Genomic DNA, 14548 nt, shown 5'->3' on the forward strand with positions numbered 1-14548 from the left:
GCCTCCATGGCCCAGCAGGCGGGCATGAGCACCCAGGCCTTTGAAGACTTCTTCTTCCGCGTCTGCCTGCTGGACTACGCCGCCCTGCTGCCAGCCATGAAAGCCTTGAAGCAGCTCATGGACAAAACCAAGCACGTCCACATCACCGGCCCTGGCACCGATCTCAGCTTCAGCCTCAAAGGCCTCAAGGCCATCGCCTGCGGCGGCAATCACAACATCCCAGACGGCGAGGTCTTCAGCGCCCCCGTCAAAGACAGCGTCGAAGGCGTCATCAGCTACAACGCCCCCACGATCTACCAGGGCATCGCCTTCGACACCGTGAAGCTCGAGTTCAACAAGGGCAAAATCGTCAACGCCACCGCCAACAACACCCCTGCCATCAACAAGATCCTCGACAGCGACGAAGGCGCCCGCTACATCGGCGAGTTCGCCATTGGCTTTAACCGCGAGATCAAAGAGCCGATGCGCGACATCCTGTTCGACGAAAAAATCGCCGGCAGCTTCCACTTCACCCCCGGCCAGGCCTACGAAGGCGTCGCCGACAACGGCAACCGCAGCCAGGTGCACTGGGACCTCGTCAACATCCAGCGCCCCGAATACGGCGGCGGCGAAATCCGCTTCGATGGCAAAGTCATCCGCAAAGACGGCAAGTTCCTCCTGCCTGAGCTGAAGCCGTTGAATTACTAACGGCTCGGCAATGGAGCGCGGAATTTATTCCGCAGCACGTCGCTCGTGCTCGGCGTGGGTAATCCACGCTGAGGGTCGCAATCAGAGAGAATCTTGGGTTTCAAGAAAACGGCAGAACAACATCGGCACTTGGGGTGTTCGCGGAGTGCTGCGGAATAAATTCCGCGCTCCGCGAAGCTTCCGTTCAAGCCACCGGCGGCTGAAAGTTCAGCAGTTCGATCTCCACCGCGTGCTTCCGCTCCGGCAGCAGTTCCACCAGGCTGATGCTGCCGTACTCGATGTTGAAAAAGGCCATGTGCTTCAGCGGCATTTCCAGCAGGAGCGCGATGATCGCGCGGATGATGCCGCCGTGGCAGTAGATGGCCACCTGCTGATGCGGATGCGCATGGATGATCTGCAGCAGGCACTCGCGCACGCGTGACATCAAAGCGTCGATGCTCTCGCCGTTCATGATGCCGTTGTTCTCAATGATCTCCAGCCAGTCAAAGGCGCTCTGACCAAAATTCGACTGCACCTCGTCCCAGCGGTGTCCAGTCCAGTCGCCAAAGTCGATCTCGCGCAGTCCGGGCAGCAGTTCCGCCTGCAGGCCGCGCTGTCTGGCCAGCGGCGCCAGCGTCTGCTGCACCCGCAGCATGGGGCTGGCATACAGCGCATCGATCTTCGTGTCCTTCAGCCACGCCGCCACCGCCTCTCCATGCTTCAATCCCAAAGGCGAAAGCCCCATGTCGATGCGCGAGCCGCCAAACACCTTGTGATACTTCTCCTCCACCTCGCCGTGGCGGATGAGATAGATCTGCATGGGATGATTCGGAAGATGAGATTTCACAAACCGTCTATGATGCAGTCCGCAGGTGGCCGCAAGCCAGGAAAAAGGAAGGGGCGTCAGAGGGCGCGTGCAGGCGGGCGGCGCATTCCATTTCAGCTAGGTCCGCCGCATCATCCGCCGGGCATCGACACCCTGAGACGCAGGAAAACCTGATTGGAGGCGGTGGGCGTGCAGGTGGCGGTGCAGTCGATGCCGTTGTACTTCGTGGTGACTCCGGTACCGCTCCACGTCTTGAGATCGGTGCTGGCCTCGACCATGTAGCTGACGTCAGTGCGCAGCGCGCGGAAGGTCATCATTAAAGTGCCGCCGGAGAATGTGGGCTGCAGCGGCCATGGAGAACTCGGAATCGAAGGGCCTCCAGCGCTGGCCACCGGTTCGAGATTGAGGGCGTATTTGATCAGGTTGGGCGTACCTTTGCCGGTGGGGTCGGCCAGCGGGCCGGCGACGCCGGGGTCGGCCAGTTCCGTTTCGGTGAAACGGTTTTGCTGCCAAAGGGTGAAGGTGGTGGCGGGCAAAACCGTGAGATTGGCATAGCCGGTGGCGGTGCCAAACGCATTGCTCACGACCACCGCGTAGCTGCCACTGTCGGAGGCCTGCACACTGCGCAATGTGAGCGTGCTGTCAGTGGCTCCGCTGATATCGCTGCTGCCGGCGACGGACTGCCGTCTCCATTGGAGGCTGATGGGCCCGGTGCCATCCACATCGACATGGAAGATCACATCGTGGTTCAGGTTGGTGTAGGCACTGTAAGGGCCGCCGAGGATGATGGCCGGCCGGCCGGCGATGACCACAGTGTGCATCCAGCCCGCAGCGAGCGCGAGTGTGCGGCCCTGCACGGTGGTGGGGATGGTGGACTGCCCGACGCTGTCGTCGCCCCAGGCGACCAGGGTCTTGTCGTTTTTTCTGACCACGGTGTGGTAGCGGCCACCGGCGGCGGCAACGATATCGGAGAGGCCGGAGGGAACGCTCGACTGGCCGTAGCTGTCGTCACCCCAGGCAATCACGGTGCCGTCGGCCTTCACAGCAATGCTGTGGTAAAAGCCTGCCGCGATGGCAATCACATCGGTGAGACCCGCCGGGACCGTGGACTGACCGTGACTGTCATCCCCCCAGGTGGCGACGGTGCCATCGCTTTTGAGAGCAAGGGCGTGGTACATGCCGGCGGCGATCGCAGTGACGCCCGTCAGCCCAGAGGGCAGGCTCGAACTGTTGTTGCCCCAGACCACGACGGTTCCATCGTTTTTGAGGGCCAGGCTTTGAGCCCCGCCTCCGGCGATGGCGACGACGCCGGAGAGGCCGACGGGGAGATTGGTCTGGCCGTCGGCACCGTTGCCCCAGGCGAGCACCGTGCCGTCGGACTTCAATGCGAGGCTATGACCCTGACCGGCCGAGATGCCGATGACTCCGGAGCCGGCATCAGCCGGGACGGTGGTCTGGCCGGAGGTATTCCAACCCCAGGCGAGAACGGAGCCATTGGTTTTCAGCGCAAGGGTATGTCCCTGACCAGCGGCAATGGCGATCACGCCGCTTTTGGCGGCCTGTGGCACGTTGGATTGGCCGAAAGTGTCATCGCCCCAGGCGATCACCACACCGGGAGGTATCACCGGGGTGACGGTGAGGTGGCCGGGGGCGCTCAATGTCATGTCAGTACAGTTGCCCAGCTCGACCGTGTAGTCTCCAGCGTCGGCCACAGTGAGGCTGGACACCGTGAGCGTGGCGGTAGTGACGCCGGAGATTCGGACACCATTGGCAAGGAGAACTCCGTCCTTGTACCATTGATAGCTGTAGGGTGGAGTGCCAGAGGCGGAGACGGTGAAGGCCGCAGTCTGGCTGGTGAGGCGCGTCTGGTCGGCGGGCGGGATGAGAACGGTGGGCGGAACGGTGACCACCGCCAGCGAATGGCGCAAGCCACCGCCGACGGCCAGCACACAGCTCTGTGCGGACGTGGAAATGGTGGTCTGACCGTCTGAGTTGCTGCCCCAGGCGACGATCGTGGCATCGCTTTTCAGGGCAAGCGCGTGGTGTCTGGCAGCCGCGATTTGGACTGCATCGTTCAGACCGGCGGGCACGTTGAGCTGGCCCTGACTGTTGTCACCCCACGCCACGACGGTGCCGTCGCTCTTCAGCGCCATCGAGTAATACTCGCCCGCCGACACCTGCACCACGTCGGTCAGGCCGGCCGGCACGTTAATTTCCCCGTAGGTGTTCTGTCCGCCCCAAGCCACGACGGTCCCGTCAGACTTCAAGGCGAGGCTGTGATACATGCCGCCTGCGGCTGCAACAACGTCCGTCAGCCCGGCGGGCACGTTGAGCTGGCCGAAGTAGTTGCTGCCCCACACAACGACAGTGCCATCGTTCTTGACCGCAATCGAGTGGACTGTTCCACACGCAACGCCAACGACATTGCTCAGGACTTGCCCGCCGAGAGTGACAGGATTCGCCGAGGTAATCCCTCCCCCGGGCATGCCCGTCACCTCTCCGCCAATGTTGTAGCCCCAGGCGGCAACCTTGCCATCGCTCCGGAGAGCCACGATGTGCTCGACGCCAGCAGCGATGGCGGTGATATTGTTCACGCCTGACGGAACCGCGATCTCGGCGGGGTTATAGCTGTCCCCCCATGTGACAACGGTGCCATTGTCCTTCAGTGCGGCGGAAAAAGAATCACCTGCGGCAATGGCGATCACACCATCCGTCGCGCTGACAGGTACACTGATCTGTCCGGCGTTGTTGCTGCCCCAGGCCACGACCTGCCCCGGTGCGGTGGCACGGGCGGCGTGGGGAAAGAAAGCGGCGAGCAGGCCGAAAAGGAGACCGAGGCAGGAGCGAAATGTCACGAAGCGCATCGGCAGGAGCGGTGGAGGGGGGGCTGGGAGAGAACGGCGATCAAAGATGGAATGATGACCGCGGCGGGAAGAAAGAAAATGCACCGGGATGTCTTGCAAACGGCCATCCCGGGCGATGATGGCAGCTCAATGCGCGGTTGATGGCGAATTGGAGATGCGCCTGAGCATAGTTCCGCCGCGCGCTATGCCAAGAGTTTTCGGCGGCGGGTGTTTGCGCCAGATGCCAGGGATTGAAGCTGCCTTGGAAGGGGAAATGGCATCCGGCGAAAGCGTCAGTTTGAAAACATCTCAAGGAACTCAGCGAAAACGGCACCCTGAAAACTTCGTGACACACATCAGGCAACCATGCCATGCGCCCTTTCAGGATCGAAAAAAGGGCCATGCATCGCATGGCCCTCATGGAGATTCAGTGATTGCTGAACGGACGGATAAAAATGTCCGTCTTACACCGTCCCAAAAATCGTCTTCCCAGTGCTCAGCAAATCATTGCAGGCTTCCTTCATGCGGTCGCAGAGGCCCTGTTCGCCCTTCTTGAGGTAGCTGCGTGGGTCGTAGGTCTTCTTGTCGCCCACTTCGCCGTCGATCTTGAGGACGCCTGCGTAGTTCTTCATCATGTGGTCCACGATCGGACGGGTGAAGGCATACTGGGTGTCGGTGTCGATGTTCATCTTCACCACGCCGTAGCCGAGGGTTTCGCGGATTTCTTCAAGGAGGGAACCAGAACCGCCGTGGAAGACGAGATCCATCTCAGCCTTGGCACCATGCTTGGCGGTCACTGCGGCCTGACCATCACGCAGGATGGTGGGCTTGAGCTTCACAGCGCCGGGCTTGTAGCTGCCATGCACGTTGCCAAAGGTGGCGGCGAACATGAAGCGGCCGATGCCGCTGAGGGTCTCATACACTTCCACCATGTCTTCGGGGGTGGTGTAGAGCTTGTCGGCGGCGACACCGCTGGTGTCGTGGCCGTCTTCTTCACCACCGACGACGCCGGCTTCAACTTCGAGGATGATCTCGTGCTTCACGCACTCGGCCAGGAGTTCCTTGGAGAGGCGCATGTTTTCAGCCAGCGGCAGTTCCGAGGCGTCGAGCATGTGGCTCTGGAAAAGGTTGTTCAGGCCGGCGGCACGGCGCTTGGCGGTTTCGGCGATGAGGGGCTTGAGGAAGCTGTCCACCTTCTTCGGCTGGCAGTGGTCAGTGTGCAGACCGACGAGGATGTTGTACTTTTCTGCCAGACGGTGCGCGGCCTCAGCGAGGACGATGGCACCAAAGGCCTGATCTTTGAGAGCGGTGCCGGAGGCGAATTCACCGCCGCCCGTGGAAACCTGGATGATGCCGTCAGACTTGGACTCTGCGAAGGCCTTCAGCGCGCCGTTGATGGTCGTAATGGAGGTGACGTTGATCGCCGGATAGGCGTAACCACCCTTCTGGGCGGCATCAAGCATGGCACGGTACTGGGCGGGTGTGGCTACGGGCATCTTAGGGGTGTGTTTTTGAGTTGAGGGGTTGAGGGAAGCAAGAAACGGGCCGGGTGCAAGAAGCGCTTCATATCTGGCGGGGGTGGCAGCGGAGCGAGCTTGGCGGATTGTTCCCATCCTCATTCGCCTGAATGCGAACAGAGACGGCTGTCAGCAGGCTTCCCGCCGATGTACACTTGGGACCGTCGGGAGGACACTGGCGCACGAAATAGAAGATCAGGCCCGGGCCCCCACGTTTTTTGCAGCTGATTCCCCGCCATTCTCCTCTCACTCCCCGGTTGACGCCCGACTATTAAGGTCTTTTAACTAGCAGCAACTCCTTCTACGCAATGCCGCCCATGGAATCCTTTCTCTCGCCCGGCCTGCAATACGGCCTCGAACACAGCACTCTGACCTGCTGGATCATCTGCGGCTTCCTCGCGCTTTTCTCCATCACCAGCTGGGCGGTGATCCTCAGCAAGCACTTCCTGCTCTCCCGGGTGCACAAGGCCAACCTGTCTTTTCTGCGCGAATACCGCGAGAGCAATCATGCCCTGGAACTGTATCAACAGCGCGAGCCCCATGAATTTTCCTCCTTCTACCACATCTACCACGCTGCCTGCCGCGAGATGTCCTGGTACCTTCTGGGTGAGGACGAGCCTGGCACCACCTTTGCCGCACGGCTGCAAGGCGCGGGCCGCATCACGCCTTCCCAGATGAATGCAGTGCAGGTGGCCATGGAGCGCAGCGTGGCCGAGGCGGCGCTGCGTCTGGAAGCCCGCATGAGCTGGGTGGCCACCACCCTGAGCAGCGCTCCGTTTCTCGGGCTGCTGGGCACCGTGTGGGGCATTCTGGACACCTTCAGCACGATGACGTCTGCCAGCAGCACCGCCACTCTCGCCACCCTGGCACCAGGCATCACCACCGCGCTGGTCACCACCGTGCTGGGCCTGCTGGTCGCCATCCCGAGCATGATCGGTTACAATGCGCTGGTGAACCGCATCCGCGGCATGGTGGTGCGGCTGGACAACTTCGCCAGTGAGCTCAACGCGGGCTTTGACCGCACCTTTGTGGACCATCGTTTCACCAATGAAGCCCTGCCCAGCATGAGCGCCCTCGGCAGTCCTTCCATGCCCGCCTTCAGCGGCAGCTCCTCCCCCCTGCCCTCGTCCATGCACGCCTTCCACGCCCGCGCATGAAACGCCACTCCAACAGGCATCAGCTCCGCCTCATCACCGAAATCAGCCTCACTCCGCTGATGGATTTGGTGCTGGTGCTGCTGTTTGTCTTTCTGCTGGCAGCTCCCCTGCTCAAGGCAGACAAGACCATGCTGACCGCGACAGCCCCCACACCTGCGCCCGCCCCCGCCAGCGCTTCTGCTCCGACTGAAACCATCACGCTGCTGGTGAACAGCGACCAGTCCGTCACGCTGAACGGAGCCATGCTCGCGCGTGCGGATCTGCCCGTCTCTTTGAAACAACTCGCCCAGCGCAAACCCGGCATCGGCATCGAGGTGCGCATGCATCGCGACCTGCCGGTCCAGCAGCTGGTGGAAACGATGCAGCTGCTTGAAGCAGCGGGCATTCAGAAGACCGCCGTCACGACTCATGCCGAGGCCCCCTGATTGAAGACGAACCGTAAACGTCCCACGACGCTGGAGCCCATTTCAGCAGCGGTGTTTGTCATCGTTTCGCTGCATCTGGGTGCTGCCTTTGGTGTCTGGTGGTGGTGGCAGAATGTCGGCAGCCTCAAGCGCGATGCCAGAATCTCCCAGCTCGCCTGGATGAATCCCGGTGATTTCAAATCCCAGGTGCCAGCGTCCTCCGCTGTGCCTCGGGCCAAAGCGGTGGCCTCCTCCCCCAAGGCTGACAAAAAGCCCCCGGCTGTAGCTCCGAAACCAGTGGCCGAGCCTCCGGTGCAGAAAGCCACGCTGATCGCCGCCCCGCCCCAGCAGCATCAGATGGAGCCGGTGCCAAACACCACCGGCGCGCCCTTGTTCGCAGGCTCTGCCGCCACAACTTCAAAACCCTCCGCCAATCGCAGCATCACGCTGCGCAGAGCCCCCGAAAAGCGTGCCGAGACCACCCTGTTCGGGGCCCCCGTTCCGCCGATGACCAGCCCGACGCTGATGGACATCGCCCGACTTAACACCCTGCGTCCATCGGCGATTCCACCCTCCGACCGTGCCACCCCGGCCACAGAGGAAGTGGATTTGGATGCCGTCGATGAAGCCGTTAATGCGGCATTCCTCATCGGCTGGACTGCCCCCCCCATCGAAAGCGTGCCGGAAGGCCAGCGCGAAGGGCGGCTGAATATTTCCATCGGCAAGGACGGCACGATCTTGAAGGCGCAAATGAACAAATTCTCCGGCTCGCACGTTCTGGATCAGTCCATTCTCGAGGCCGCTGCAAAGGTGAAAAAAATTTCCACAACGCTGCCTTCTAATTACACCAAAGACAGCTACGATCTGGAACTGAACTTCCTTCTGCTGCCCTGACCCCCACATGAACGCCCGCGCGCTGCTTCTCATTCTCACCCTCGTCGTGTCCCATGGCACACGGGCGGAGGCTGGCGTCATGGAGAGACTGCGCGGCTTGTTCAGCTTGGGTGGCGGAAAAAGCAAAACCGAGGAACACAGGAAAAGCATGCCGCGCATTCGCGTGGGGACATTCTCCGGCGGCACAGGTGCCAGCGCACAGCAGACCTTGTATCAGGAACTGCTGGATTCACGTGAGTTCTTCGTCGCTGGGGCGGATGAAAAAGCCGACTTTCTTGTGGAAGGCACTTCCTCAGGCGGGCGTGTCACCGGCAAGCTGAAGGATGCCAAAGGCAAGGATCTCTTTCAGCGCAGCTATGCCGCGCCGGGGCTGGATGAAAACCTCAAGGCCCTCACCGACGACATCATCTACACCATCACCGGCAGACCGGGACTGGCCACCAGCCGCATCGTCTTTGTGAGTGATGTGAGCGGCAAGCGCCAGATCTACATCTGCGATGCTGAAGGCGGCGAGGTGCATCAGGTCACGCATGACAAGCATGCGGCAGTGGCCCCTTCGCTCTCGCCGGATTCATCCATGATCGCCTTCACCAGCTATCGCACCGGCTTTCCCATCATCCGGCTGCTGGACCTGAATGTCGGCTGGGAACGCGGCGTGACTGACACTCCCGGCAGCAGCTTTGGCTCGGCCTTCTCGCCGGATGGTACGCATCTCGCCGCCGTGATGAGCTTCATCGGCAATCCGGAAATCTTCGTCAGTGATCTCAACACAAACACCGCCGCCTGCGTAAGTGATTCCGTTGGCGCGCCCTCCAGTCCTTCCTGGCATCCTGATGGCCGGCAGCTGGTGTTTTCCAGTGATGATGGGGACGGCCCCAAGCTCTACGTCGTCGAAGTGCCGCAGAAGGAGGGTGAATCCTCGCGTCTGTTTCGCTGGCGCACCGGCTACCATTTTTGCACGGATCCCGAGTGGTCGCCCGATGGCAAGCACATCGCCTTCACCACCCGCACCAGCGGTGAATGGACCGTCGCCATCAAGCCCTATCCCAATGGGGGCGTGCGTGTGGTGCAGGCGGGCGGTGCGGAACATCCGTCATGGAGCCCCAACGGCCATTTCATCACCTACGTCCAGCACGGCGAACTCTTTGTGCATGATCTGCGCAGCGGCAACCGTCGTTCCATCCTGCGCGGTTATGGCCACATCTCCGAACCGCGCTGGATGCGCTGAGCCCTGATGAATGCCGCCCTGCCAATGATGAAACGCCCTGCCGCCATTCTTTCGAGCACCCTTGCGGGCTGCCTTCTGCTGGCCTCATGCAGCAGCATTCCCATGCCTTCGTTTTTGCGCAATCCCGCCTCTGAGGCGGTCGTCTATGCGCTCGGCCCCCGTGAAGGCTTCACTTCCCCGCTGAATGGCAGCCTCAAGCCGGCATGCCCTGCCCTGGTGTTTGAGAACGCGAACTTCCAGCTCACCTCCGCGCATCAGCAGGCCTTGAACAGTCTGGCTCAGGAGATGACCAAGAACAAAAAGGCCCATCTGCTGGTCGCAGGCTACACGGCGCCGAATCTTCCGGCAGATCACGCCCGCTCCCTTTCCGAACGTCGTTCCCTGGCGGTGCGGCAGCGTCTGATCGAGCTCGGACTCGAAGCCGCCAGCGTTCAGACTGTGGGCTTTGGCAATGACTTCTCCCCCAGCGGCCCATCCTCGGATGTGGTGGTCATTTACCGCCAGAACTGAGGCGGTTCAGGCGAGATTCAAAAGTTGGTCAGCGCAGCGGCGAGGTCTGGACGTAAGATCATCGGATTACGTCCGTTCCTTACGACCCCCAATCATGCCCAACCGCCAAAACCTCCTCGTCGTTCTCGCCTTGGTCGCGCCGTTTGCCCTTATGTCCGCAAGCCCGGACAAGCCCGCCAAGGGCCAAAATGACCAGGGGCCTTTCGTCGCCGGTAAACCCGCCTTCGTCCCGGACCCCACCATTCCGGTCTTCGATGCCTCGAAAGTGACGCCTGATCATCTCGAACCCAGCGCCTTCAAAGTGCCCGAGGGTTTGGAAATCACCGTCTGGGCCACCTCGCCCCAGTTGTTCAATCCCGCGAACATGGACATCGATCACGCGGGCCGCATCTGGGTCACGGAAGGCGTGAACTACCGCCGCCACTCCGGCCGCAGTCGTGAAGGCGACTGCGTGCGTGTGCTGCAGGACACCGATGGCGACGGCAAATGCGACCGCAGCCACGTCTTCGTGCGCGAAAAGGAACTCGAATGCCCGCTGGGCGTCGCCGTTTTTGACAACATCATCTTCGTCTCCAACGCACCGAACATCATCAAGTACACGGATGTGAACCGCGACTTGAAATTCGATCCCGCCGTCGACAAACGCGAGGTCTTCCTCAGCGGCTTTGAGCAGCCGCAGCATGACCACAGCCTGCACAGCGTGTATGCCGGACCCGACGGCCGCCTGTACTTCAGCAACGGCAACTGCGGTGCGCAGTTCAGTGACAAGAGCGGCAACACCTTCCGCATCGGTGGTGCCTACCTGAACAATCCCTATGCCGGTGCCAAGAGCGACGACGGTCATGTGTACGTCGGCGGATTCACCGCCAGCATTGATGAAAACGGGCACAATGCGCGCATCCTCGGCTACAATTATCGGAACAGCTTTGAAGGCGTGCGCACCAGCTACGGTGACATGTTCCTCAACGACAACGACGATCCACCCGCCTGCCGCGTGAGCCATCTCATCGAAGGCGGCAGCTTTGGCTTCTTCTCCCGCGACGGCAAACGCCAGTGGCGCGCCGACAAACGCCCCGGGCAGAGCATTCCCACCGCAGAGTGGCGGCAGGAAGATCCCGGCAGCATCCCTGCTGGAGACGTCTATGGCGGTGGTGCGCCCACCGGCATGTGCTTCTATGAAAACGGCGCGCTCGGTGAAAAATGGAACGGTCTGCTGCTAAGCTGTGAAACCGGACGCAACGTGGTGTTTGGCTACCTGCCAAAACCGGACGGTGCCGGCTTCAAGCTGGAGCGCTTCGACTTCTGCACCACCAACACCACCGGCGTGTTCAAAGGCAGTGACTTCGTGGGCGGTGCCAACAATCTCTCCGACGAACGGCACACGCTTTTCCGCCCTTCGGATGTGTGCGTGGGTGCCGATGGCGCGATTTACATCAGTGACTGGTTCGACAAACGCACCGGCGGCCATCAGGACACGGATGAAACCTGCAGCGGCACGATCTACCGCATCGCTCCTAAAGGGTTCAAGCCCAAGGTTCCCAATCTCAAGCTGGACAGTGTCATCGGGCAGATCGCTGCGCTGCAATCGCCTGCAACCAATGTACGCCATGTGGCATTCACCCGCCTGAGAGCTGCTGGTGATGTGAACATTCCAGCCGTCCTCAAGTTGCGCGACCATGCGAATCCTTTCATCGCCGCGCGCGCGGTGTGGCTCTTGGCGCAGCTTGGAGAGCCGGGGCTTATTTCGGCGAGGATCTGGCTGGAATCTGAGGATGCTACGAAGCGCCTGGTGGCACTGCGTGCGATCCGCGCGGCCAGCAGTGATGTGATTGATATTCTCAGCAATCTGACGACCGATCTTTCCCCGATGGTGAGAAGTGAGGTGGCGGTGGCTCTGCGGGATGTTCCGGCGGCGCAAAGTGTGGCACTGCTGTGCAAGCTTTCGCACCACATTGATGGGGGTGACCGTTCCCTGCTCGAAGCCTGGGGCATTGGCTGCACTGGCAAGGAGGAGGCGGTATGGACCGCGCTGAAACCCGAGGGGGCTTGGGACGATGATTTTGCGCACATCACCTGGCGTTTGCACCCCGCTGCAGCTGTGTCGGATTTGGCAAAAAGGGCGGCCAATGGCAAGCTCTCGGCGGAGCAGCGGAAACTCGCGCTCGACACCCTCGCCTTTATCCCGGAGGCCAGCGCGGCCAAAGCCGTGCTCGAACTGGCCAAGGACAAAGAGTCCCCCATCCAGGCCGATGTCATGTGGTGGCTCATCAAGCGCAGCACCGATGACTGGTCGACTTTTGGCATCGCTGAGGCCTTAAAGAAGGAGGGCATCTTTGATCCTGAAAGCGCCAAGCTGGTGACCATCGTTACGCCACCGGCCATTCCCAGCAATGTGAAGCTGGATGAAGTGCTCAAGCTGAAGGGCAACGCCAAAAACGGCGCGCAGCTCGTCACGCGCTGCGTGATGTGCCATCAAATCAACGGCCAGGGAGTCGAGTTTGGCCCGAGTCTGGAAGGCTGGGGCAGAAGCCAGCCTGGAGACATCATCGCGCAGGCGCTCATTGATCCGAGCAAGGACATCGCGCACGGCTACGATGGGCAGGAAATCGTGACCAAGGACGGCGTGACCATCCATGGCATGATCCTGACCGAAGGTGACATCATGATCATTCGAAGCATGGGCGGCCAAAATCAATACGTCGCAAGGTCACGGATCAAGAGCCGCCGGAAGCTCGACCACAGCATGATGCTCAGTGCCACCCAGCTGGGTCTTAATGCCCAAGATGTGGCCGATATCGTCGCATATTTGCGCACCGGCAAATAATCGCGATCATTGGACCTGCGGATGCTGCGAAAGCCAGAGTCCCCCAAGCCCCCCTTTTATTGAATCATGACCTTTTTTCGCCTCGGCGTCCTCGCCGCCGCCATCAGTCTTAGCAGTTGCAGTTCCACCGCGCCAGAGCCTCCTGAGTTCAAACTTTCGGCTGAAGCCCTTGGCAGCAAGTATCCAGCCGCGCGTAAAACCGGCTCCGTGCGGCTCTATGCGCAGAAGATTGACACCACCAAGGACGCATGGGGCCGTGAAACCCATGTGGCCAGCGGCGGTGCCGTGATGGTCAAGGACACCTCGTCCCCCATCTGGGTGCTGGCTCCCGGCATCTCCATCACGCCGGAGTTCTCCGAGGCGCTCGGTAAAGCGACAGTCAAAAAGAACGACCGCCTCTACATTGGCCAGAACGACTCCGCGAAGATCCGCATCGACGGCGGTGCCATCGTTCCTGAGGGCGCTGTGACCGTCAGCAAAATTGCGGATGAAGCCGCTGCCGCAGAAGCCAAGGCCAAAGCGGAAGCCAAAGCCAGGGCCAAGGAAGAGGCCAGGGTGAAAGCTGAAGAAGAAGCGAAGGCCATGGCAGAAGTGCAGGCCCAAAAGGAGGCTGATGAAGCCGCAGCCAAGGCGAAAGCCGAAGCAGAGGCCAAGGCTGTGGCAGACGCTGAAGCCAAGGCCAAGGAAGAAGCGGACGCCCAAGCGAAGGCAGAAGCCAGGGCCAAGGCGAAAGCGGACAAAGCCCTGGCAGATGCCGAAGCCAAAGCCAAGAAAGAGGCCGAAGCAGAGGCGAAGGCGGCAGCCAGAGCCGAGGCTAAAGCGAAGGAGAAAGCCGATGCCATGGCCATAGCGGAGGCCAAAGAAGCCGCTGCGGCAAAAGCCCTTGCTGACAAGGCAAAGGCCCGGGAAGAAGCCGCGGCACAGGCTGCGGCGGAGAACGCGAAAGCCAAGGCGGACGCCGACATGAAAGCAGCGGCTTACGCCAAAGCAGAAAAGGCCAAATCACAGGCCAGCAGTGCCGATGAGCCCCCGGTCAAAGCCAAGACCACCTCCACTTCCCAGAAGAAGTCTTCCACTGCATCCAAGCCCAAGGCCAAGGTCGCCGAGTCCTCCAAGCCAAAAGCTGCTCCGTCTGCACCGGCCAAACCGGCACCAGCGGTGGACCGAACACGCCTGCTGCAGCTCATGAGGGAGCCTACTGAAAGGTAGAGGCAGGCGCGCCTGCATCTTCTACCACGGACAGTTGAAAATGAGTCTGAAGGAAAAGGCATGCTTTCCAAGTAGAGGATCAGGCCCGACGCTTCATGCTAGGAAGTAGGATGGACCTGGCGCCAGCCCGTCCATCCATGAGCGTGAAGCAAGCCTCTTGAGCCTCCGATCTTTCGGGCAGGCTTGAGCGCACCGCACGCGCTGGGTGTCGAGCGCGCCGCGCCGTTCCAAAGGGGGCTCGGGGGGAGGGAAAGGGGCGTTTGTGTTGGCGGGGCTGTGTCTTGGGGCTTGATGTCGCGATGGGTTGGCTCGGGTTTGGGGATGAGTCACATCGCGTGCTTGCTCAGCGCACTCCACGCGCCCTTGCGCCACCAGTTCCTGCGGCTTCATGCGCTGGGCGGGCTGCACGGTGGCGGCGTCGGTCTTGCGGCAGACCACGTGCTGGCGCAGACTGCGCGGCCGATGTTTCC

The 14548-nt window shown here is 61.3% G+C and carries 11 protein-coding genes; 8 read left to right on the top strand and 3 right to left on the bottom strand.

The genetic code is table 11. The annotated features are described in order from the left end of the window. Positions 1-687 (top strand): aminopeptidase (locus tag WAW39_RS00075; protein ID WP_422314489.1); only part of this gene is annotated, 687 nt, incomplete at its 5' end. 184 nt (positions 688-871) lie between these two features. Here WAW39_RS00075 and WAW39_RS00080 read toward each other — a convergent pair. The 3 genes from WAW39_RS00080 to fbaA form a co-directional block, all read right to left on the bottom strand. Further along, the gene (locus WAW39_RS00080) at positions 872-1486 is read right to left on the bottom strand and encodes a histidine phosphatase family protein (protein ID WP_422314491.1); all 615 of its coding nucleotides are present in this window, start codon (positions 1484-1486) and stop codon (positions 872-874) included. Between the two features lie 137 nt (positions 1487-1623). Further along, positions 1624-4356, bottom strand: coding sequence for an immunoglobulin domain-containing protein (locus WAW39_RS00085; RefSeq protein ID WP_422314493.1), 2733 nt, complete (start codon positions 4354-4356; stop codon positions 1624-1626). Between the two features lie 443 nt (positions 4357-4799). Continuing rightward, complete coding sequence (gene fbaA / locus WAW39_RS00090) at positions 4800-5831, bottom strand: class II fructose-bisphosphate aldolase (protein WP_422314495.1); 1032 nt, start codon at positions 5829-5831, stop codon at positions 4800-4802. Between the two features lie 338 nt (positions 5832-6169). On the opposite strand from fbaA, the gene WAW39_RS00095 reads away from it, so the two are divergent. The 7 genes from WAW39_RS00095 (at position 6170) to WAW39_RS00125 (ending at position 14078) form a co-directional block, all read left to right on the top strand. Next, the gene (locus tag WAW39_RS00095) at positions 6170-7009 is read left to right on the top strand and encodes a MotA/TolQ/ExbB proton channel family protein (RefSeq protein ID WP_422314497.1); all 840 of its coding nucleotides are present in this window, start codon (positions 6170-6172) and stop codon (positions 7007-7009) included. After that, positions 7006-7434: an ExbD/TolR family protein gene (locus WAW39_RS00100; protein WP_422314499.1), complete on the top strand. Its 429-nt coding sequence runs from the start codon at positions 7006-7008 to the stop codon at positions 7432-7434. The genes WAW39_RS00095 and WAW39_RS00100 overlap by 4 nt, the downstream gene beginning before the upstream one ends. Continuing rightward, a complete protein-coding gene (locus tag WAW39_RS00105; protein WP_422314501.1) occupies positions 7435-8307 on the top strand; it encodes a TonB C-terminal domain-containing protein in 873 nt (290 codons plus the stop codon). A gap of 7 nt (positions 8308-8314) precedes the next feature. Further along, a complete protein-coding gene (locus WAW39_RS00110) occupies positions 8315-9535 on the top strand; it encodes a hypothetical protein (protein ID WP_422314503.1) in 1221 nt (406 codons plus the stop codon). 6 nt (positions 9536-9541) lie between these two features. Further along, positions 9542-10045, top strand: a complete 504-nt coding sequence (locus WAW39_RS00115) for an OmpA family protein (RefSeq protein WP_422314505.1) — start codon at positions 9542-9544, stop codon at positions 10043-10045. 94 nt (positions 10046-10139) lie between these two features. Further along, on the top strand, positions 10140-12869 hold the full coding sequence (locus WAW39_RS00120; protein ID WP_422314507.1) for a PVC-type heme-binding CxxCH protein: 2730 nt from the start codon (positions 10140-10142) through the stop codon (positions 12867-12869). A 66-nt stretch (positions 12870-12935) separates the two neighbouring features. Beyond that, positions 12936-14078, top strand: a complete 1143-nt coding sequence (locus tag WAW39_RS00125) for a hypothetical protein (RefSeq protein ID WP_422314509.1) — start codon at positions 12936-12938, stop codon at positions 14076-14078. Positions 14079-14548: the final 470 nt, after the last annotated feature.

The organism is Prosthecobacter sp. (assembly GCF_049294395.1).
In the GTDB taxonomy this organism is placed as follows: Bacteria; Verrucomicrobiota; Verrucomicrobiia; order Verrucomicrobiales; family Verrucomicrobiaceae; genus Prosthecobacter.